This is a genomic window from Eubacterium uniforme (assembly GCF_900167115.1).
GTDB classification, from domain to species: Bacteria; Bacillota; Clostridia; order Lachnospirales; family Lachnospiraceae; genus Eubacterium_S; species Eubacterium_S uniforme.
In genome coordinates this window covers 141,632-162,504 of the sequence record NZ_FUXZ01000002.1, presented here as the reverse complement: position 1 = coordinate 162,504, position 20,873 = coordinate 141,632, and the positions used below count along the sequence as shown (strand labels likewise).

Sequence of the window (20,873 nt, the reverse complement as noted above, 5' to 3'; positions counted from 1 at the left end):
TAAACCGTTAACAAATTTTAGTTTCCATTTTTTATTAAAAATCAAAAGAACACCAAAGATTTACCTTGATGTTCTTTTTATAAGCATTAAAAATTATCAATTATTATTTTTTTCTGGTGATTCGGAATCAGGTGGTATTATACCAACTGTTTTATTATTCGCCCTAAAAACTGAATCTCTGGCATTCTTCCATGGTTCATCTTTATACTTATAATCAAACTTTTTAACAAACCAATCTAAGTCTTCATATAATCTTTCCATATTTTTAATGTAAAGTTCATTAGTCTCATCAATAAAAGAATCTAAATCACTGCCATGAAGATTCTTCGAAGCATATTCTAATAAATTAACATAGTGTTCATTACACATTCCCTTGCTATTTTTAAAATCTTCTCTAAACTCAGGATCTTTCTTCCAAAGATGAACAATAGTTTTTAAATATCTTTCAAATGTAAACTCAATTTTATCGCATACAAAACAGCTACTATTTAATTTATGAATATAATTAGTAAGTTCTGATATATCTTTCTTTTTAAATAATCCACTCTTACCACCTGTAGCTGTTAGTTTCTTAATATCAGCATTAGTTTTAGCGAAATGAGTTCTTAATATAAGTCCCATACCAAGTCTGTTATTAGCATCCATTAACTTCTGCGTATGCTCTTTACAAAAACCTTTTTCATCGGTAACTGCTCTTATATCATCTTCCATGTAACTTGGTCCCATGGTAAATTCTATAGCATTTTTCTCAATATCATTATACATTTGACAAATAGGGCATTCGCAGTCGATTTTATATGCATCTTTTACCGGTATGGTATATAAAACTTCTCCCATAATATAATCTCTATTCTTTCTTTTTATTTTGGTAATTTAAAAGAACTCTTAAGTGATACAATTCTATTTAATACAATATCACCTTCTTTAGAATCCTTAGAATCAAAACAGAAAAATCCATTTCTTACTAACTGGAACTTTTCATCTTTTGATAATTCAGCAAATTTTTCTTCTAGTTTACAATTCTTAATTTCTACTACAGAATTTGGATTTAAGTTAAGATTTCCTTCCTCATCAAACATACCCTTTTCTGTATCAATTAATTCTTCAAAAAGTCTAACAGTAGCATCTACTGCACTATCAGCATGTACCCAGTGAATTGTTCCTTTGACTTTTCTTCCTGTAAAACCTGAACCACTCTTTGTTTCAGGGTCATATGTACAATGAACAACAGTAACATTACCATTCTCATCTGTCTCATATGAAACACACTTTACAAAGTAAGCGTTCATAAGTCTAACTTCATTACCAGGATATAATCTCTTGTATTTTGAAGGTGGTTCAATCATAAAGTCATCTCTTTCAATATAGAGTTCTTTACCAAATTTTAATTCTCTCTTACCAAGTTCTTCATTCTCAAGGTTATTATCAGCTTCGAGAATTTCAACTTTACCATCTTCATAGTTATCTATTACAAGTTTAATAGGATCAAGAATACCCATATATCTTGGTCTGCTAAGTTTCAAATCATCTCTAATACAGAACTCAAGCATTGCGATGTCTGAAACACTATTACTCTTAGATACACCACAAAGTTCAATAAACTTTTGAATAGATTCAGGAGTGTAACCTCTTCTTCTAAGGCCACTAAGAGAAACAAGTCTTGGATCATCCCAACCATAAGCAATTCCATCTTCAACTAACTTCTTAATATATCTTTTTCCTGTTACTACATTTTCAAGATATAACTTAGCAAATTCAATCTGTCTTGGTGGCTTTTCAAAACCAACTTCATTTACGACCCAATCATACAAAGGTCTGTGATCTTCAAATTCAAGTGTACAAATTGAATGTGTAACACCTTCAAATGCATCTTCAAGTGGATGAGCAAAATCATACATTGGATAGATGCACCATTTATCGCCTGTTCTATGATGGGTCATATGAGCAACTCTATAAATAATAGGATCTCTCATATTAATGTTACTTGATGACATATCAATTTTAGCTCTTAATACTTTTTCGCCATCAGCATACTTACCGTTTTTCATATCTTCAAAAAGCTGTAAGTTTTCTTCAACACTTCTATCTCTATAAGGACTATTCTTACCTGGTTCAGTAAGTGTTCCTCTATACTCTCTAATTTCATCAGCTGTCAAATCGCATACATAAGCCTTACCTTTTTTAATTAATGTAACAGCTGCTTCATACATTTTATCAAAATAATCAGATGCATAACGGATGTCGCCTTCCCATTTAACACCTAACCACTTTATGTCTTCAATAATTGAATCAACAAATTCAATCTTCTCCTTAGTAGGATTTGTATCATCAAATCTCATATTAAATTGTCCACCATATTGTTTAGCAAGACCATAATTTAATAAAACAGCCTTTGCATGACCAATATGCAAATAACCATTAGGTTCTGGTGGAAATCTTGTAATAACTGAATCATATTTACCTTCAGCTAAATCCTTATCTATTTCCATTTCAATAAAATTTCTGGATTCTTTTTTTTCTTTTTCATTAACATCAATTACTTCTGACATAACTACTACCTCACTAGAATATTTCATCGTTAAATTATACCTTAAAAATGCTTTATTTTCAACTAAAAATCCCGTGACAAAAATCACGGGATTTAAATACTTATAAATTTTTAAATGCATGAGCAATTTATAATTTCTTATTTAGCGTAATATACATCAACATTCTTAACGCCCCACTGAATTGCTTCATCATATGTACTCATATAAATATCAATTCTGTTATTTTTAATTGCTCCGCCTGTATCTTCAACTACATATGTTTTTCCATTGATAACAACTTCAGTACCATAAGGAAGAACTGATGGATCAGCAGCTATTGTACGATTAGCTGTTGTTGTTGTACCTGATGCTGTTCTACCATGAATACAATAAGCTGTAATCTTGAAATTACCAATAAGCTTTTTTTGCTTTTTCTTTTTAGACTTTTTCTTTGACTTCTTTTTAGCCTTAAATTTATCAGTCTTATTATCTTTTTTCAATTCTGATTTCTTATTATTACTTTCCTTAATGCCTTCAGCAAATGCATTTGTAAGGATTTTACTTGAATAAGAAATACTATTCATATCCCCAGGCTTTCTACTTGTTAAAATTGGAAGATTTAATTCTTTAACTTCAACTTCATTTTCACCTGTAACTAATTTTTCTTCTTTAACGATTTTATTAGTCTTAAGAGATTCTGTGTCTGCTTTTGCAAATATTGAGGCTGGGATTAAAGCAACCACTGCTATACCTACCGCAAAATTTTTTAAAGTTTTCATAAAATTACACTCCTAACACAATGACTTTCATAATCACTGCATTATATTTATAACATAATTGTTACATTAAGTCAATAAAATGTTACAAAAATGTTACAATAATATTAGAATTGTTAAATTTCCATAATAATCTTAAGATATCAAATCATTATTTATTCAAAAATTTTACTGCATAATTTTTCTGCTTCTTTGTACAATTTTTCATATTTTTCATCAGTTTTAAACTCTTTAACGGAATCAAGAATACCATTATAATACCATTCTTCTTCCTCTTTTGTAGCTTTAAATCTACTCCAGACATCATCACCTAGTATATCCATATCATATAAAATGGATCTGGCATTTGCTATAAGATCAGCAAGTGCTAATAGTTTTTCTTCCAATGTTGCTGTTTTAAGAAAATCGACTGTATGTTGTTTTCTTTCATGCCATGTTTTTGATTTATCTTCAGTATGACTTGCAACAAGTGTTCTTACTTCACTTCCAAAATTTTTCTCAATATCTTCAATTGTAACTTGAGTATCCTCAACAGTGTCATGTAATATACCAGCAATTCTTAAATTAATACTAGCATTATTAAGCGCAAGTATCTCCATAACTTCCATTGGATGTGAAATATAATCAACATCACTTGCTTTTCTCTTCTGACCAGCATGAGCTTTGGTCGCATAAACAATCGCCTTATGAATCAATAAACTCTGTTCCAATTTAAAGCACCTCCCCCACAACATACTTCTAAAAATACATTATAATTATTTATATTCTCCTTTGTCTTACTATCTCATAAGCAAGAATACCACATGCTACAGATGCATTAAGAGAATCAATATCACCCTTCATAGGAATCGATGCTATCATATCGCATTTTTCCTTAACAAGACGACTAACGCCTTCACCTTCATTACCAATAACAAGTCCAATAGGTCCTTTAAGATTTAGATCATACATATCGCTTCCACCCATATCTGCACATGCAAACCATAAACCTTCCTTCTTTAAATCCTCTATTGTATTCGAAATATTAGTAACCTTTGCAACCGGTGTATAATTTATGGCACCTGCAGACGTTCTTGCAACAACTGCAGTAAGTCCGCAAGCTCTTCTTTTAGGAATAATAATTCCATGACTACCAGCCTGATTAGCAGTTCTAATAATAGCTCCAAGATTGTGTGGATCCATAATACCATCAAGAATTATAACAAATGGATCCTCACCTTTTTCTTTTGCATTTGCTAATATATCTTCAACACTAGCGTAATTATACGCTGCAACATAAGCTATAACTCCCTGATGTTTACCGGTCTTTGACATATTATCAAGGCGTTCCTTAGAAACAAACTCAACAATAGTGTCGCCTTTTTTAGCTTCTCTGACAATACTTCTTACAGCACCGTCCATACATCCATCTAAGACAAATACCTTATCTACGTCCCTTCCAGAACGCAAACTCTCAATAACAGCGTTTCTGCCCTCTACTGTATATTCTTCATATCTCATCTATTTTCACCATTCACCTTAGAAAATCCTATTTTTAATAATTCAAAAATTCTTTCCGAATTATGCGTCAAATATAAATAACCAATTAATGTTTCAAAACCAGTTGCATGCTTATATTCATTATAACTAGCATTTTTAGCCTTTGAATTAGATTTAGCATTTCTTCCACGCTTAAAAACTCTAATTTCTTCCTCATTTAACTCATCCATCAACACATTTACAAGTTCACATTGAAACTTTGCACAAGCTAAATCAGATGTCATCTTATTAAGCTTATTAACCGCTGTGTTTCCATCAGTAACAACCTTTGTACGTAGAATTAATTCATAAACATTATCCCCAACAAATGCTAATGTCAACGGTGAATACGTATCAATCGCAACATCTTCTATAGATAAACCGGTTTTTAAAACTTCAAAAATATCTAAATTCATATTATCCATAATTAATTACTGCGTTTCCACTTAACGCCTTCCCTTGTATCTTCTAGAATTATTCCTTTACTTAATAATTCATCTCTAATCTGATCAGCTAAAGCAAAATCACGGTCTTTTCTAGCCTGTGTTCTCTTTTCAATCATTTTTTCAATTTCTTCATCAAGCATTTCTTTCTTAACTTCAACAGTAATTCCAAGAACATTTGCTATTGTATTAATTTTATCTTTAAATCCATTAATGAATTCCTTACTACTTGTTTCGTTAACAGAAACATTAGCTAATTTTACAAGTTCAAATAATGATGAAATAGCATCTGCTGTATTGCAATCATCATCCATTGCATTTTCAAATTTTGTAATAAAATCATCTGCAGATTCAAGAATGCTCTTCTCATCATCAGTAATATTTTCAGTTGTAGAATTATCATAAAGATAATTTAAATTATCAACTGCAGTTCTAATTCTTGTAAGACTAGTCTTAGCTGATTCCATGAGTTCATCGCTAAAGTTGATAGGTGTTCTATAATGTGCTGATAACATAAAGAATCTTAATACTTCAAGTTCATAATGCTTTCCTATATCTCTAACTGTAAAGAAGTTACCTAAAGACTTGGACATCTTTTCATTATTAATCTTAAGGAAACCATTATGCATCCAGTATTTTGAAAATTCCACACCGTTTGAAGCTTCACTTTGAGCAATTTCATTTTCATGATGTGGGAAAATCAAATCCTCACCACCTGCATGAATATCAATACTTGCGCCTAAATATTTCTTAGCCATAACAGAACACTCTGTATGCCATCCAGGTCTACCTTCTGACCATGGTGATTTCCAGAAAGGTTCACCCTCTTTTTTTGGTTTCCAAAGAACAAAATCAAGTGGATCTCTCTTACTTTCTTCACCTGAAACTTTTAATGCATGAGCTTCATCTCTATGTCCACCTTCTAAATCATCAATATTCTTCTTAGATAATTTTCCATAATCTTTAAAACTTCTAGTACTATAATAAACTGTACCATCAGCTTCATAAGCATATCCTTTTTCAATCAAGTCAGAAATAAGATCAATCATACCATCAATTTCTTCTGTAGCTTTTGGATGAACTGATGCTTCTCTAACATTAAGAGATGCCATATCTTTTTTACATTCTTCAATAAATTTTTCAGATACTTCTTTTGAATCTATGCCCATCTCAATAGATTTTTTAATAATTTTATCATCAACATCAGTAAAGTTAGAAACAAACTTTACTTCATAACCTTTATATTCAAGATATCTTCTAAATGTATCAAAAACTATCATTGGTCTTGCATTACCAATATGAATTAAATCATATACAGTAGGACCACATACATACATTTTAACTTTTCCTTCTTCAATTGGAACAAATTCTTCTTTTTTTCTTGTAAGAGTATTATAGATTTTCATATTTATATCCTTTCAGTATCACTTAGTAGCATTTTAATACTAACCACGTGAAATATTATTCAGTTTATTATTTTATCACTTATTATTATAACTTATATATTATTTATTCATACTGCAGCCACTACAACCGCTACAGTTTCTGAAAGTATTATTATTTATATTTTCATCAGTCGATGCAATAATATAATTATCTGAAATATAATCATCTACTTTTTCAAGCAAACATATAGACTGAGAAGATATACCTTCAAGATTTCCAGTAAACCCAAGACCTTCTTCTGTTGTAGCTTTAACATTTACTTTAGAAACATCAATCGATAAAGCATCAGCAATATTCTTTCTCATAGTATCTATATAAGGTCTCATTTTGGGTTTCTGAGCAATAATTGTAGCATCAATATTACCAACTATATATCCTTCATCATCTAACAATTTTGCAACATGTTTTAATAATTCTATACTATCTGCACCTTTATATTTTTCATCAGTATCAGGAAAATGTTTCCCGATATCTCCAAGTGTAGCAGCTCCAAGTAAACTATCCATTATGGCATGAGTTAAAACATCTGCATCTGAATGCCCTAATAAACCATGTGTATGTTCAATTTCAACACCACCTAAAATTAGTTTACGTCCCGTAACAAGTTTATGGACATCATATCCCATTCCTATTCTCATATTAAACCTCGTAACTTAATAATTTTTCATAAACTATAATTATGTAATTATAACATATAACATTTTATAAATCTAGTTTATACATATAATAACATGATAGGTTCTCTTTATATTCACAGCAAATAAATTCACTTAATTCTATACAACACAAAAAAGGAATCGACATTTCTGCCGATTCCTTGAAATCTTTTAATTAATCATCAATCTCAATTTTTTCTGACTCATCAATATATGTACCATATTTACCATTAAGATCGATAGCCTGAATAGTACATTCATAAAGCTGATTATTAAGTTTGTTCTTTTTAAGAACATTAACACCACTTGTTCTTCTTAATTCATCTTTAATAAATGCAACTTTCTGCATAAGAGCATCTTTCTTTTCCATAAACTCTTCTCTCATACGAGCATTAAGTTCTTCCTGAGCGTTCTGTCTTTCTTCCTTAACACGCATCTGCTCCTGTCTCTTCTGTTCCATTCTTCTATCATTAATTTCATCTCTCTTCTGATTAGCCAAATTATTATTTGAACCAAGTGCAGATGAATATGATGAAACAGAAGCTTTGTAAGCGGCAGCTGATTCAGTTCTGAATGGTGTAGATGAAGATCTAACAGCAGCTGAACCACTTGACATAGATGTTGCAGCACTTGAATGTGATGAGAATGTAAGCTGATCTGCTGGTACAGGTACAACTACAACTGTACTTTCAAAAGCTCCTCTTGTTTCACATACATCAGAAACCTTAACTTCCTTAAGACCCTGACAACTACCAAATGCATAACTTTCAATTTTCTTTACTGTACCAGGAATATTAATTTCTGTTAAAGCTTTACAACGATAGAATGCAAATCTTGCAATCTTTTCAAGTTTACCCGGAAGATAAACTTCAGTTAAAGCTTCACAACCTGAAAATGCGTATCCTGGAATTTCAGTAACTGCGTCTGGAATTGTAACTCCTTTAATCTTACGACAATTATAGAATGCATAATCATCGATTTTAGTAACTGTTGCTGGTACAAGTACCATATCAGTCATATCTCTTTCACAGAAAAGAAGTCTAGTTCCAAGTCTATCTAATAATAAACCATCTCTGAGTTTAAATTTCTTATTATCTGAGGAAACATTAATCTTTGTAACACAGTTAAATGAACTCATACCGATATCTTCAAGATTTGGACCAACTTCAAATTTTAGTGAACTAGAAATATTAAAGTTTCTAGCACCAAGTTTCTTTAAGTTTGTAAGTGCAATTGTTCCACCTAATTCAAAGTTTTCAATAGCACCATATCCAATCTCTTCAAGTGAATCTGGTAATTCAATCTTTCTAAGTGCTCTACAATTAGCAAATGCTTCATCTTCAATCACTTTTTCATTTCCGCCAAAAACAACAACGGTAAGGTTTTGGCATCCATAAAAAGCTCTTTTACCGATTTTCTCTAAAGATTTAGGTAATCTTACTTCTTTTAAATTTACTCTCTCCTTGTACTCATTAGGCGCTATCTCTGTTGTTCCTTCGGCTATAACAACAACCTCAGGGTCATTATTCATTTCAACAACAGCCTGATGAGTGTCATTGTCTGCAGATGCTGAGAGAGAAATATCACTTGTCTCACCAAGATGCATTCCTTCTGACTGCTGTAAGTAGTTCTCATTTTCCATCATAACAGGCACCTCCTTTTTCCATTAGTACACCCACTATCTTCTATAATAAAATTATAACACTAAATACAATTTTTGTAAAATTTTATGCTTTTTTCACTATTTTTTGTTAAAATACTACATTTTATTGTTTGATTCAATATATTATTGACCATATTTTTGTGCAATTTTACCAATTTGATTTTAATTGTTCTTTCATAAATCTGCCAAAAAAATGAAATTTCTGTCAAAATATAACAAATTTATTCAATTTTATATAATTATATAATGAGTGGAGCGATAAGCCGGGTTATGTCTAGAATGATCATCTATCTAGCTTTATTGTTACCAATAAAGTCAAGCGACCTACCCGAAAGATATAGGCGGGCAACCAACTTTCTATTCAGTCTTGCTTCAGATGGGGTTTACACTGACCCTTGATGTTACCACCAAAGCGGTAGTCTCTTACACTGCCATTTCACCCTTACCTTTAAAAGGCGGTTTAATTTCTGTTGCACTTTCCTTAGAGTCACCTCCACCGGACGTTATCCGGCATCCTGCCCTGCGAAGCCCGGACTTTCCTCGTGCACGTCCTTTCGGCAATAGTACACGCGATCATTTGCTCCACTCAAGTTTAAACATATTAACAATTAAATACGCTACCACCGATAAATTCTCTAATAATTGAATTATGTGGTACTAGTTCACTATTTATTCCCAAGAAATAATCCAAGAATTTTAAAAGTTTTTTAGCCTCAGTGTATTCTGGGCAATTTGGATCAACACTATATAACAATGGTTCAACATATTGTTTTAATACTCCAAGTTCATATATAAGTGATGAATTAAAAACTTCATTCGCTTCTTCCTGATATGGGAATATATGCTTATCTTCACCTCTTCTAACAGATGCCCATCTCTTAATGGTTTCTGTAGCATTAATTCCTCTTGTTCTAGCATCTCTAACCATACGTCTTAGCATTCTTGCTTCTGTAGTTGGTATTCTTGTATGCTCATCAAGATTTAATACTGTAAGAGCTGATAAATATATTTTAAACTTCTTTTCTCTTGGTATGGCATATGTTAACAAATCATTCAAACAATGAATACCTTCTAAAACAAGAACATCACCTTCATCAAGTTGCAAGTAATTACCTTTGTATTCTCTTTCACCAGAAATAAAGTTATACTCTGGAAGTTCAACCTTCTTTCCATCAAGAAGATTCGCTAAGTCTTCATTAAGCTGTTTAACATCTATTGCCAAAAGACTTTCATAATCTTTTTCACCGTTTTCATCAAGAGGTGTCTTATCTCTATTTACGAAATAATTATCAACTGGAATTGGATGTGGTCTCATTCCTATAGCCATAAGTTGAACACTTAGTCTATGTGAGAATGTAGTTTTACCAGATGATGATGGACCAGCTATCATTACAAACTTACAATTTTTTTCATGAATTTCATTTGCAAGTTCAGCTATCTTCTTTTCAAATACAGCTTCCTGAACTAATATCATATCCGCAATTTGTTTTTTAGTAATACATTCATTTAAATCTGCAACACCTTTAATTCCAAACATTTCACCCCATGAAGCAGTTCCCTTAAGAGTTGCTGCAACTTTATCCTGTGGCTCAAATTCTGGAACAACAGTTGGATTTTCTTTAACTGGCATTTGAAGAACAAACCCTTCATCATACAAAAATAAATCAAAATACTTAAGGTAACTTGTATTCATTACCATATATCCATAATAATAATCTTCAAAACCATTTATATCATAAAGATTAACTTGTGAAGAACGTCTATATCTAAATAACTTTTCCTTCTCAAGCATGCCATGTTTTCTAAACTGACTCATGGCATATCCAATTTTAACAGTTTTCTTTGTTATATCGATTTTAGCATCTACAAGTTCCTTCATTCTATCAGAAACTCTTTTTAAAAGATTCTCACTTAATTCTTCAGAACCTTTGTAAGTACAATAATATCCTTTACTTACAGAATATTGTACTCTGATTTCTTCAACATTCTTATTACCTAATACATCATGAAATGATTTAAGTAAAAGTAATGTCATGCTTCTTCTATATGCATCATTACCATATGTGGTTTCTGTAGTTAAGAATTCAATCTCTGCATCCTGCTTAACATAGTTATTTAACTCCATGAGTTTTCCATCAACCTTTGCAAGCACAATGTCATATTCAAAATCCTTCTGTGCATCCTTAGCTAAATCAGCTAATTTAACCTTATTAGTTTTTACTTCCTCGCTCATAACTAACCCCCATAATATCCATAGTTTTTTCTAATAAGTTAACATACTTTTCAATCTCTATCATACGATTCTTTGTACTATCAACCTTGTTTTCTGCTTCTTTTTCTTTTAAGCATTCTAAAATAAAACTATAATTTCTATGTTCTTTAGTAACATATTCAACAAATACTTTGTTCTTATTTTCAACTAAATATTCACCAAAGCATTCCTTAATTTCTTCTACTAATTTTTCTTCTTCATGATCATTTTCATCTTCATTAATAGTCTCAATATCCTCTTTAGAATTATCTATCTCTATATCATTCTTATTATCTATTTCATCATCAGACAATTCTTCATCCAACAATTTCTCATCTGACTTAGTATCATTTTGATAATATCTAGCATCTATAATTAAATAATACTTTCCTTCATCAAAAATCATATCTTCTTTTTCAATAGTAAATCCATTTTCTTTCAAAAATTTTCTTACTACTTTTTCATCGCCTTGAGGAGATAATACTAACTGTTTAAAACTCTTTGCAAGTTCAATATCTCTAGATAAAATCTTTTCAATTAGCAATCCACCCATGCCTGATATAACAACTGTTTCAGCTTCCCCAGCATCATAATCAGATAGTCCATCACAAAGTCTTGTATATATTCTATCTGAAAGTCTATACTTTTGAATATTATCAAAGCATACACTCAAAGGACCTCTGTTAATATCCATGGCTATAACATAATCACATATATTATTTAAGCACAAATAAATCGGAACATAACCATGATCTGTTCCCACGTCAACACACGTCTTAAACGCAACCATATTGGCAACGCTTTTTAATCTATTTGATATATTCATAATTGATTCCTATCTTTTCCTATAAATTTTATTTCACTTAAAAATATAATGTCAAACACATTCTCATAAAATTATAATTTGATATTTATGTTCTTAATCTCTTCTTCTAAATTCATCAACATCTGATATTCATTTAAATCAGTTGTTGTACTCTGTTTATTTCTAATACTATTAAGTTTAATATTAATAACAATTTCATTAAGAGCTTTTTCTCTTTCCTTGTCATTAAGTTCACTGTTTAATTCACTATTAAAAATTCTTGCAACTTTTTTATGCATCTGCTCATCTTCATACGAATTAATAATCAATACAGGATTAACCTTACCTTCAGCAAATTGTTTAAAAACTTTATCAGCAACATCCTTATAAAATTCATCTGTAAAATCAGTAGAATTTACATACTTTATAATCTTATCATAAATAGCTGGTTCTTCAATTAACCATGTAAGCAAAAGTCTTTGAGAAGTTAATATTGCATCATCTTCTTCATCAACCATTTTATTTCTATTATCAATTTCTTTATCATACGAAGTTGCCTTCTTAGGTTTATAAAGCATCTTAGTAACAAGATCTGATAACTGCTTTCTATCAATAGAAAACTCTCTACTTACTGCCTCAATATAATTATTTCTTTCAAGTTCCTCACCGAAATTTGAAAGTTCATTTGCTATTTCTTTATAAAAATCAGTCTTACCATCAGGAGTATTTATGTCATAGTTTTTCTCGAGCTGCTTAATCTTAAAAATAAAATAATTCTCAGCTTCATCAATTCTTTTTTGAAATTCTTCTTTACCAAGATTTTTAATAAACTCATCTGGATCTTTATATGGTTTCATATTAAGAACTTTAACAGATAATCCAGCATTTAAGAATATTGGAATAGCACGAAGTGCAGCTTTTGTACCAGCTTCATCACTATCAAAAGTAAGTATGACTTTCTTAGCATATCTCTTAACAAGATTAGCATGTCCAATTGTAAGCGATGTACCAAGTGCAGCAACAGCCATATTAAAACCAGCCTGATGAAGTGATATAACATCCATATATCCTTCGCAAATAAGCATATAATCACTTCTAGATGTTCTTGCAAGATTTAAACCATACATATTATTACTTTTGTTAAAAACTTTCGTTTCATTAGAATTAACATACTTAGGCTTAGCATCTCCAAGCACTCTACCACCAAATGCAATCACTTTATTATTCACATCAAAAATTGGAAACATTACTCTATTCCAGAATTTATCATAAACGCCTTTTTCATCAAAAACAAAAAGTCCAGTTTCCTTAAGAATATCATCTGAATATCCCTTACTCTTAACATACTGATACAAAGAACTTTTCTTTCCAGTGTATCCTAAACCAAACTTCTTTATTGTATCATCAGATAACTCTCTACCCTTAAAATAATCAAGTCCGGATTTATCATTTCCATTTACCAAAATATGATAATAATATCTAGCTGATAAAACATTAACCTCAAGGATTTTATTTCTAATATCAGCATTTCTTTTACTTTCCTCAGAAACCTCTCCTTCTGGTAATTGCATTCCAGCCTTTTCAGCAAGAAACTTTAACGCCTCAGCAAATGAATAGTTCTCATATTTCATTACAAAGGTTATTACACTTCCACCTTCACCACATCCAAAACAGTAAAACATCTGTTTAGCTGGCGAAACGCAGAAAGAAGGCGATTTTTCATTATGAAATGGACATAATCCAAAATAATTAGCGCCTGATTTTTTGAGCTTAACATATGATGATACAACGTCAACTATATCATTTTTTTCAATTACCTCATTTATCACATCATCGCCGTAAAACATAAATAACCTCTACATTTCCCAAGATTTTGGAACAAATATATTCTGAAATGTCTTAACAGAATACTGATCCGACATACCAGCTATGTAATCACATACAACCCTTCTAATATCTTCTCCCTTTTCTCTATTAAGATATAAATATTCTTCTGGAAGTTCATCAACATTATTCAAATAATACTCATATAACTTCTCAATCATTGCATTAGCTTTTACTTCTTCGCCTTTAGCAACTTTATTAGTATAAACTCTATCAAACATAAACACTCTAAGTTTATACATTGCATCGTTGTATTCATCAGACATATAAACCTTATCCTTACCAATGCTGTTATTTACAACATCATGAATAAGTGCATCAAGTCTTGTTTTAGTCGTATCACCAAGAATATCGCGATAATAAACAGGAATATCATCTTCCTTCATAATCCCAGCTCTAATTGCATCATCAATATCATGATTAATATATGCAATCTTATCTGAATATCTAACCACCTGGCCTTCTAGTGTTTTTGGATTACCAGAAGTTTTATGATTTAATATTCCATCTCTTACTTCTTTTGACAAGTTAAGGCCCTTGCCTTCGTTCTCTAGAACTTCAACAACTCTAATACTTTGTTCGTTATGTTTAAAACCCAAATCACAAATCCCATCAAGAGCTCTTTCTCCACAATGACCAAATGGTGTATGTCCAAGATCATGACCAAGTGCAATAGCCTCAGTTAAATCTTCATTAAGCCTTAACGCTCTAGAGATTGATCTTGCTATCTGAGAAACCTCTAAAGTATGAGTAAGTCGTGTTCTATAATGATCACCTCTAGGCGCAAGAAAAACCTGTGTTTTATGCTTTAGTCTTCTAAACGACTTAGAATGAATAATTCTATCCCTGTCTCTTTGATAAATCGTTCTAAGATCACAAGGTTCTTCAGGTACATCCCTGCCTTCACTATTTTTACTTTTAGATGCATACTGACTTAGGAAACTCTCTTCCCAGTCCTCCCATTGTTCTCTAATACTAATACCCATTCTCACTCCTGAATTAAAACTATAACTGCCATAACGGCACACTTAATAATACATTCTCAATATTAGTATTTTAACAAATAATGCAAAAAAATAAAAGTGACATAACCCACTTTTATAAAATTATGCAGTCGATGGGACTTGAACCCACACCCACATGCATGGACATGAACCTGAATCATGCGCGTATACCAATTCCGCCACGACTGCAAACCTAAAACCAAACTAAATACGATTATCAAAACTACTATGTCTATATTGGTGATTGTATCACGATTGTAAAATACTAAAAAACATCTAGTTCTTTACTCGTCGTAAAAATAAAATTAAGACACAACTCTTGTTGTGTCTTAAGTATGCGGGAGAAGGGACTTGAACCCTCACTCGGAACTCCGAACTAGATCCTTAGTCTAGCCTGTCTGCCAATTCCAGCACTCCCGCAAAACCGTCATTCAATTACCTGACGCGATGACTATAATACCATTTATGTCGGATAATGTCAACGGTTTTTATAATTTTTTTTGATTTTTTTCAAATCCAAGATGTAGATTCACTTCCAGTGAATCTTTTACTCCGCTCAAAGCCGCGGATGGCTCTTCTGATTTTTCAAATCAGAAGTAGTTATGCAAGTTTTCCCTTTGCAACTTCTACGAGTTTTGTAAATCCTTCAGCATCATTTACAGCCATCTCAGCTAACATCTTTCTGTTAACTTCAACCTGTGCAAGCTTTAAACCATACATAAACTTGCTGTATGAAAGACCATTAAGTCTTGCTGCAGCATTAATTCTAGCAATCCATAACTGTCTGAACTGACGTTTTTTCTGCTTTCTACCAGCATATGAGCTTGTAAGAGCTCTCATAACAGACTGTTTTGCTACTCTATACTGATTAGATCTAGCTCCTCTATAACCCTTAGCGAGTTTTAATACTCTATTATGTCTTTTTCTAGCGTTCATACCGCCTTTGATTCTTGCCATTTTCCTTGTCCTCCTACTTTAAACCTATAGATAAGGTAAAATCTTCTTCATATTCTTTACATTAGTAGCATCTGTCATTGCTGCTTTTCTAAGATTTCTCTTTCTCTTAGTTGTTTTCTTAGTTAAGATATGTGACTTATAAGCTTTCATTCTTTTAAGCTTTCCTGTTCCTGTTTTTTTGAAACGTTTAGCAGCTGCTCTGCTTGTTTTCATCTTTGGCATTGTTTCATCCTCCTTAATATATGATTAACTAAGTTATTTTTTCTCAGTTAAAAACATAGTCATATTTCTTCCTTCTAGTTTAGGTGCCTTATCGATAACTGCAATATCAGAAAGTAACTGTGCGAAATCATCTAAAACATGTTTAGAACTCTGAATATGAGCCATCTCTCTACCTCTAAATCTAAGAGTAACCTTAACTCTGTCGCCCTTAGTAATAAACTTTCTAGCGCTATTAGCCTTAGTCTTTAAATCATTCTCTTCAATATTTGGAGAAAGTCTAACCTCTTTGATTTCAATTACTTTTTGCTTTTTCTTAGCTTCCTTTTCTTTTCTAGCCATCTCATATTTGTATTTACCATAATCAATAATTTTACAAACTGGTGGCTTAGCGTTAGGTGAAATTTTTACAAGATCAAGTTCTGCTTCTCTTGCAAGTTTCTGAGCTTCCTTAGCCGAAACTATACCAATCATCTCTCCATCTTCACCGATGAGTCTTACTTCTTTGTCCCTGATCTGCTCATTAATCATTAAATCGCTAATTGTTTTATACCTCCATAATCATCATTATCAACACCCTATTATAAGTGTATACCTTATAAAAAAAGTGAGTAAACAAAGTTCACTCACTAAAATATCATAATAAAATAAGCCTAAGCTTTTATTAAAAATATTAACCAACGTTCAGCTCTTCTGACGTGGTGAGAATAAATCTACTTTGTTTTAACCTTAAATATAATAACATTACTTATATTATATGTCAACCATTATTTATAAAAAATACCATATTTTAAGCATTTGGCTTTTATTCTGCTTTTTTCTTAGCAAATACACTCTTTATCTTTCCGAAAATATCATTATAAATAATCTGATACAACACTATAGCTAATGCGGTTCCTGCAATAACATCTAATATAGAATGCTGTTTCAAAAATACTGTTGATGAACATATAAGCAACATAACAGATAAACTTATCATTGTAACCCAATGTCCCTTTGGAATATGTTTACTCTTCATAAGCGACAAATGTATTGCTATTGAATTAAACACATGAATACTCGGAAAAACGTTAGTATTTGAATCTGAGTTATAAATAAAACCAAGCATCTTAACCCATAAATTTTCACCAAAATCAAGATTAACTCTCAAATCCTGACCATTTGGATAAATAGTACATATAAACAAGCAAATACTCATTCCCAAATATAAATATAAACAGAATTTATAAAACTCTTTTTTATCTTTCAAAAATAAGAATAACCATGCAGCTGGTATATATAAAAACCATATTAAATACGGAATAATAAATACATCTACAAACGGAATATAATCATCCACAAAGCAATGCATAATATGACAAGATGGCATACTTCTTTTTTCAAGCCAAGTAAACCATATCATATAAACAACAAAATAACTTATTGTCCAACAATGCCCATATTTCTTTATCAGTTCTTTCATATTACTCTCCATCAAAGTCTCGCTCATAAAGTTTTTATACTATCATTTTTATTCTTTTTGGCAAAATTGAAATCTTAATGTAATTCTGTCTATCATATGTTTCACCATCCGTATGAACAGATAATCTTCTCTTTGAATTGATCAAGACCGATTTACATCTATAAACATTAACGCCTCCATGCCCTATGTGCTTTCCTTTTAGAGCTAACGGCAAAAGCAATAATGCTTTAAATCTCGAAATATTATTAACCACACACAAATCTAAATAACCATCGTCACAAAGAGCATTTGGAGCAAATAAAAATCCTCCACCTTCATATGGTAAATTATGTGCCGAACAAAAAATAAAGTCCTTTACAAATACATCAGTACCATCATCAAGTTCAATCGTAACATCACCATACTTGCTATTCATCATTTGTGTAATACCAAGATATGCATACGATAACTTGCCTAAATTTAATTTATTCAAAAAACTTTTCGTATTAGATGAATTATTGATCTCACAAATTCTGGCATCATATCCAACACCACTACTAACTAAAAAACGATAGGTTTCATAATCCAAACCATCATCATTTCCAAATTGAGTTAGACCAATATTTACCTTAATAATTTTTTCCATCTTAATAATTCTATTAAGTGTCTTTTTTATTCTTTTAGAAATCTTAAGTCCTCTAGCAAAATCATTTCCTGTCCCCATAGGAATCACAGCTAATGTTATATTATCATAGTTAACAAGACCATTTATAACCTCATTAAGAGTACCATCTCCTCCTATTACCACCACAACTTTTTCAAGCGGATTTTGAGTTAACATCATAGCTATTTCTGTAGCATCACCTGGACCTGAAGTTTCATGAAATTCATACTCATCAATTTTTTCTTCTACAATAGGTTTAATAATGCTTAATACGCTTCTACCACTTCTAGATTTTGCATTTGGATTTACAATAAAATGATACTGCATCTCCACCCCTATAATACATATATTTTAATTTAATAAAATTAATTAAACTTAAAGATTTTTTGCATAACTTTATATCCTTTAACAGAAAGACTTCTGCCAGCCTTTCCAGGAAGATTCATTCCAATACCAAGGAATGAATGTCTTAATTTCTTATATAACTTAATATCCTTTTCTTTTAAATGATTCCAAAGTTCTTCTTTCTTTTTTAAGTTTTCATCTTCACCAGATAAAATACACAAAATAGAAGAAACACACATCATCATATCAAGATAGTGAGCCATATACTTTGAACATCTAACAGGAGTATCCATTGGTCTGTTCAAATATGAATCAATCATGATTTTAGTTACTCTAATTTGCTGATCAAGTCTTGAAATCATAACCTTTTCATTAACAGACTGATCCTCTCTACCTATATAATACTTATATAAATTAACATCTAGATAATACATGTTCTGTACATAAGGCAATGGATGAAAAACAAAAATATTATCCACATAGAAAGTATGCTTAGGTAATTCTAATTTACACTTTCTAAGCATTTCAGTTCTATAAATAACTGAATGCATCAAGATATACTGACTTTCTTTTAATTTGATTTTATCACTCCAAGAGAAAAATCTTCCATTAGGCATAGCACGCTTATAACGCATAACCTTCTTATGTTTCTCTCCAACCTTATCATATACATAATTACAAATTAGCAAATCAAGATTCTTTCCTTCTTCTTCAACACGTTTAAGGAAGGAAATAACTTCAACAAGAGCATTCTTACCTAATTTATCATCACTATCAACAACCTTGAAATACTTACCTGTAGAGTTCTTAAGACCTGTATTAACAGCGTCACCATGTCCACCATTCTCCTGATGAACAACTTTGATAATTGTTGGATATTCAGCTTCAAGTTCTTTAGCAATCTTTAACGTATCATCCTTAGAACCATCATCTACAATTATAATTTCAACATCTTCCCCACCATTAACAATACTCATAATGCTTTGTTTCATGTATTCTGCAGAATTGTAACATGGAACAGCAAAACTAATTAATTTACTCATTCTACGTTTGTCCTTTTTCAATATTTCCTATATTCTAAAAAACATCACAATAACCAATCAACCTATAAATTATTGATTAGTATTATTATCATTATTATTTGAATTACCCTGATTAGATAAATAATCATCAATCCACTGATTATTACCATAACCATTATAATTATCAACTGTCTGTCCAGGAGCATTATTTGGTTGGTTATAACCATTATTCATTTGATTGTAACCATTGTTCATTTGATTATATCCGTTATTCATCTGATTATAGCCATTATTCATCTGATTATAGCCATAAGGGTTATTCAACTCACCATACTTACCATATGGATTATTATTATCTACTCTTACATACTGCTCTACGACTCTAACTTTTATAAGAACCACAAAAAACACAATTATAAATATAAATAAATAAAACATAAATCCTGAAAGCAATTCAGGTGTAACCTTAACCTTTTCTGAACCTTTAGCTGCGCCCTCAACACCTTCTTTCGAAAGGAATGTAGCAACTAAACTTATAGAGTTACATATAACATGCATCATAATTGGTGCTATTATAGATTTATATTTATAATATAAAAATGCAAGTAAAAGTCCTAATGTTCCAGCATAAATTCCCTGAACCCAGTTCATATGAAATACACCAAATGTAATAGCTGATCCAAGTACAGCTACAACAACACCAAACATATCTTTTAATCTGTTGTATAAAACACCTCTAAAAACTAATTCTTCTAAAATTGGACCTACCAATGCTACTGCAATAACCATCACAACTTTATTACCACTATAAATTGATGCAGCAGCTGAATCATAAGACTTTGTGAATGATTCAGGAAGAACAGAAAGAGCAAATGTTGCTAATAAATTACAAACCACCATACCTAAAAAAGCATATGGAATAACTAATAAAAACTTAGCTGGTTCAACATTCTGTAATACTCTTTTATATCCTTTTTTCTTTAATTTACTACTATCAAATTTCATAAGTAAAATCATAATCGGAATTAGAATAGCATCACTTACAAGAGTAATTGTAATCGCCTGCTTCATCACCAATTCAGTATATAATTCTTTATCACTTGCTGCTTCAGGATTATTTGCGACAACATAAAAAGCAAATAAAATAACCACAATAACCTGAGCAACATAATAAATCCCCAAAGGATATATTAAACCAAATATATTAAACAGTGTAATCGGTTCTTTAGGTTTATTATTATCCATATCTTT

At 31.1% G+C, this 20,873-nt stretch carries 20 protein-coding genes, 2 tRNA genes and 1 other RNA gene; all 23 read right to left on the bottom strand.

Annotated elements, in window-relative coordinates:
• Nucleotides 1–96: 96 nt before the first annotated feature.
• The 23 genes from B5D16_RS00660 to B5D16_RS00550 all read right to left on the bottom strand — a co-directional run bounded on the left by B5D16_RS00660 (nt 97) and on the right by B5D16_RS00550 (nt 20,867).
• Nucleotides 97–837: a DUF6062 family protein gene (locus B5D16_RS00660; RefSeq protein WP_078765021.1), complete on the bottom strand. Its 741-nt coding sequence runs from the start codon at nt 835–837 to the stop codon at nt 97–99.
• Nucleotides 838–860: 23 nt separating this feature from the next.
• Entirely contained in the window at nt 861–2,549 is a 1,689-nt protein-coding gene (locus tag B5D16_RS00655; protein ID WP_078765020.1) for a glutamine--tRNA ligase/YqeY domain fusion protein, read from the bottom strand.
• A gap of 137 nt (nt 2,550–2,686) precedes the next feature.
• Entirely contained in the window at nt 2,687–3,307 is a 621-nt protein-coding gene (locus B5D16_RS00650) for a 3D domain-containing protein (RefSeq protein ID WP_078765019.1), read from the bottom strand.
• 152 nt (nt 3,308–3,459) lie between these two features.
• Entirely contained in the window at nt 3,460–4,014 is a 555-nt protein-coding gene (locus B5D16_RS00645; RefSeq protein WP_242942956.1) for an HD domain-containing protein, read from the bottom strand.
• Nucleotides 4,015–4,063: 49 nt separating this feature from the next.
• Entirely contained in the window at nt 4,064–4,804 is a 741-nt protein-coding gene (gene rlmB, locus B5D16_RS00640; protein ID WP_078765018.1) for a 23S rRNA (guanosine(2251)-2'-O)-methyltransferase RlmB, read from the bottom strand.
• Nucleotides 4,801–5,247: a Mini-ribonuclease 3 gene (locus tag B5D16_RS00635; RefSeq protein WP_242942955.1), complete on the bottom strand. Its 447-nt coding sequence runs from the start codon at nt 5,245–5,247 to the stop codon at nt 4,801–4,803. The genes rlmB and B5D16_RS00635 overlap by 4 nt, the downstream gene beginning before the upstream one ends.
• Before the next feature lie 2 nt (nt 5,248–5,249).
• Nucleotides 5,250–6,671, bottom strand: coding sequence for a cysteine--tRNA ligase (cysS, locus tag B5D16_RS00630; RefSeq protein ID WP_078765017.1), 1,422 nt, complete (start codon nt 6,669–6,671; stop codon nt 5,250–5,252).
• 99 nt (nt 6,672–6,770) lie between these two features.
• Nucleotides 6,771–7,349, bottom strand: coding sequence for a 2-C-methyl-D-erythritol 2,4-cyclodiphosphate synthase (ispF, locus tag B5D16_RS00625; RefSeq protein WP_078765016.1), 579 nt, complete (start codon nt 7,347–7,349; stop codon nt 6,771–6,773).
• 193 nt (nt 7,350–7,542) lie between these two features.
• Nucleotides 7,543–9,012, bottom strand: coding sequence for a leucine-rich repeat protein (locus B5D16_RS00620; protein ID WP_078765015.1), 1,470 nt, complete (start codon nt 9,010–9,012; stop codon nt 7,543–7,545).
• Nucleotides 9,013–9,273: 261 nt separating this feature from the next.
• Nucleotides 9,274–9,619, bottom strand: an RNA gene (gene rnpB / locus B5D16_RS00615) — RNase P RNA component class A.
• A gap of 12 nt (nt 9,620–9,631) precedes the next feature.
• Nucleotides 9,632–11,263, bottom strand: a complete 1,632-nt coding sequence (locus tag B5D16_RS00610) for a nucleoside kinase (protein WP_078765014.1) — start codon at nt 11,261–11,263, stop codon at nt 9,632–9,634.
• On the bottom strand, nt 11,241–12,107 hold the full coding sequence (locus tag B5D16_RS00605) for a class I SAM-dependent methyltransferase (protein WP_078765013.1): 867 nt from the start codon (nt 12,105–12,107) through the stop codon (nt 11,241–11,243). Before B5D16_RS00605 ends, B5D16_RS00610 begins: the two co-directional genes overlap by 23 nt.
• Nucleotides 12,108–12,178: 71 nt before the next feature.
• The gene (gene dnaG / locus B5D16_RS00600) at nt 12,179–13,933 is read right to left on the bottom strand and encodes a DNA primase (RefSeq protein WP_078765012.1); all 1,755 of its coding nucleotides are present in this window, start codon (nt 13,931–13,933) and stop codon (nt 12,179–12,181) included.
• Nucleotides 13,934–13,942: 9 nt separating this feature from the next.
• Nucleotides 13,943–14,950: a deoxyguanosinetriphosphate triphosphohydrolase gene (locus tag B5D16_RS00595; protein ID WP_078765185.1), complete on the bottom strand. Its 1,008-nt coding sequence runs from the start codon at nt 14,948–14,950 to the stop codon at nt 13,943–13,945.
• 129 nt (nt 14,951–15,079) lie between these two features.
• Nucleotides 15,080–15,163 (bottom strand) — tRNA-Leu (locus B5D16_RS00590).
• 147 nt (nt 15,164–15,310) lie between these two features.
• Nucleotides 15,311–15,394: transfer RNA gene (locus tag B5D16_RS00585), tRNA-Leu, on the bottom strand.
• Between the two features lie 180 nt (nt 15,395–15,574).
• Nucleotides 15,575–15,931 carry a 50S ribosomal protein L20 gene (rplT, locus tag B5D16_RS00580; protein WP_078765011.1) on the bottom strand — a complete coding sequence of 119 codons (357 nt, stop codon included), beginning with the start codon at nt 15,929–15,931 and terminating at the stop codon, nt 15,575–15,577.
• Between the two features lie 24 nt (nt 15,932–15,955).
• A complete protein-coding gene (gene rpmI, locus B5D16_RS00575) occupies nt 15,956–16,153 on the bottom strand; it encodes a 50S ribosomal protein L35 (RefSeq protein ID WP_078765010.1) in 198 nt (65 codons plus the stop codon).
• 33 nt (nt 16,154–16,186) lie between these two features.
• A complete protein-coding gene (infC, locus tag B5D16_RS00570; RefSeq protein WP_078765009.1) occupies nt 16,187–16,681 on the bottom strand; it encodes a translation initiation factor IF-3 in 495 nt (164 codons plus the stop codon).
• A gap of 274 nt (nt 16,682–16,955) precedes the next feature.
• Nucleotides 16,956–17,612 carry a phosphatase PAP2 family protein gene (locus B5D16_RS00565; RefSeq protein WP_078765008.1) on the bottom strand — a complete coding sequence of 219 codons (657 nt, stop codon included), beginning with the start codon at nt 17,610–17,612 and terminating at the stop codon, nt 16,956–16,958.
• A 34-nt stretch (nt 17,613–17,646) separates the two neighbouring features.
• Nucleotides 17,647–18,582 (bottom strand): diacylglycerol/lipid kinase family protein, encoded by a 936-nt coding sequence (locus B5D16_RS00560; protein ID WP_078765007.1) that lies wholly within the window; start codon nt 18,580–18,582, stop codon nt 17,647–17,649.
• Nucleotides 18,583–18,620: 38 nt separating this feature from the next.
• Nucleotides 18,621–19,643: a glycosyltransferase family 2 protein gene (locus B5D16_RS00555; RefSeq protein WP_078765006.1), complete on the bottom strand. Its 1,023-nt coding sequence runs from the start codon at nt 19,641–19,643 to the stop codon at nt 18,621–18,623.
• 69 nt (nt 19,644–19,712) lie between these two features.
• Nucleotides 19,713–20,867: a type II CAAX endopeptidase family protein gene (locus B5D16_RS00550; RefSeq protein WP_078765005.1), complete on the bottom strand. Its 1,155-nt coding sequence runs from the start codon at nt 20,865–20,867 to the stop codon at nt 19,713–19,715.
• Nucleotides 20,868–20,873 lie beyond the last annotated feature (6 nt).

Coding starts and splice junctions, on each gene's coding strand:
- B5D16_RS00660 (WP_078765021.1), bottom strand. CDS start 837: ATGGGAGAAGTTTTATATACCATACCGGTAAAAGATGCATATAAAATC.
- B5D16_RS00655 (WP_078765020.1), bottom strand. CDS start 2,549: ATGTCAGAAGTAATTGATGTTAATGAAAAAGAAAAAAAAGAATCCAGA.
- B5D16_RS00650 (WP_078765019.1), bottom strand. CDS start 3,307: ATGAAAACTTTAAAAAATTTTGCGGTAGGTATAGCAGTGGTTGCTTTA.
- rlmB (WP_078765018.1), bottom strand. CDS start 4,804: ATGAGATATGAAGAATATACAGTAGAGGGCAGAAACGCTGTTATTGAG.
- B5D16_RS00635 (WP_242942955.1), bottom strand. CDS start 5,247: ATGGATAATATGAATTTAGATATTTTTGAAGTTTTAAAAACCGGTTTA.
- cysS (WP_078765017.1), bottom strand. CDS start 6,671: ATGAAAATCTATAATACTCTTACAAGAAAAAAAGAAGAATTTGTTCCA.
- ispF (WP_078765016.1), bottom strand. CDS start 7,349: ATGAGAATAGGAATGGGATATGATGTCCATAAACTTGTTACGGGACGT.
- B5D16_RS00620 (WP_078765015.1), bottom strand. CDS start 9,012: ATGATGGAAAATGAGAACTACTTACAGCAGTCAGAAGGAATGCATCTT.
- B5D16_RS00610 (WP_078765014.1), bottom strand. CDS start 11,263: ATGAGCGAGGAAGTAAAAACTAATAAGGTTAAATTAGCTGATTTAGCT.
- B5D16_RS00605 (WP_078765013.1), bottom strand. CDS start 12,107: ATGAATATATCAAATAGATTAAAAAGCGTTGCCAATATGGTTGCGTTT.
- dnaG (WP_078765012.1), bottom strand. CDS start 13,933: ATGTTTTACGGCGATGATGTGATAAATGAGGTAATTGAAAAAAATGAT.
- rplT (WP_078765011.1), bottom strand. CDS start 15,931: ATGGCAAGAATCAAAGGCGGTATGAACGCTAGAAAAAGACATAATAGA.
- rpmI (WP_078765010.1), bottom strand. CDS start 16,153: ATGCCAAAGATGAAAACAAGCAGAGCAGCTGCTAAACGTTTCAAAAAA.
- infC (WP_078765009.1), bottom strand. CDS start 16,681: ATGATTAATGAGCAGATCAGGGACAAAGAAGTAAGACTCATCGGTGAA.
- B5D16_RS00565 (WP_078765008.1), bottom strand. CDS start 17,612: ATGAAAGAACTGATAAAGAAATATGGGCATTGTTGGACAATAAGTTAT.
- B5D16_RS00560 (WP_078765007.1), bottom strand. CDS start 18,582: ATGCAGTATCATTTTATTGTAAATCCAAATGCAAAATCTAGAAGTGGT.
- B5D16_RS00555 (WP_078765006.1), bottom strand. CDS start 19,643: ATGAGTAAATTAATTAGTTTTGCTGTTCCATGTTACAATTCTGCAGAA.
- B5D16_RS00550 (WP_078765005.1), bottom strand. CDS start 20,867: ATGGATAATAATAAACCTAAAGAACCGATTACACTGTTTAATATATTT.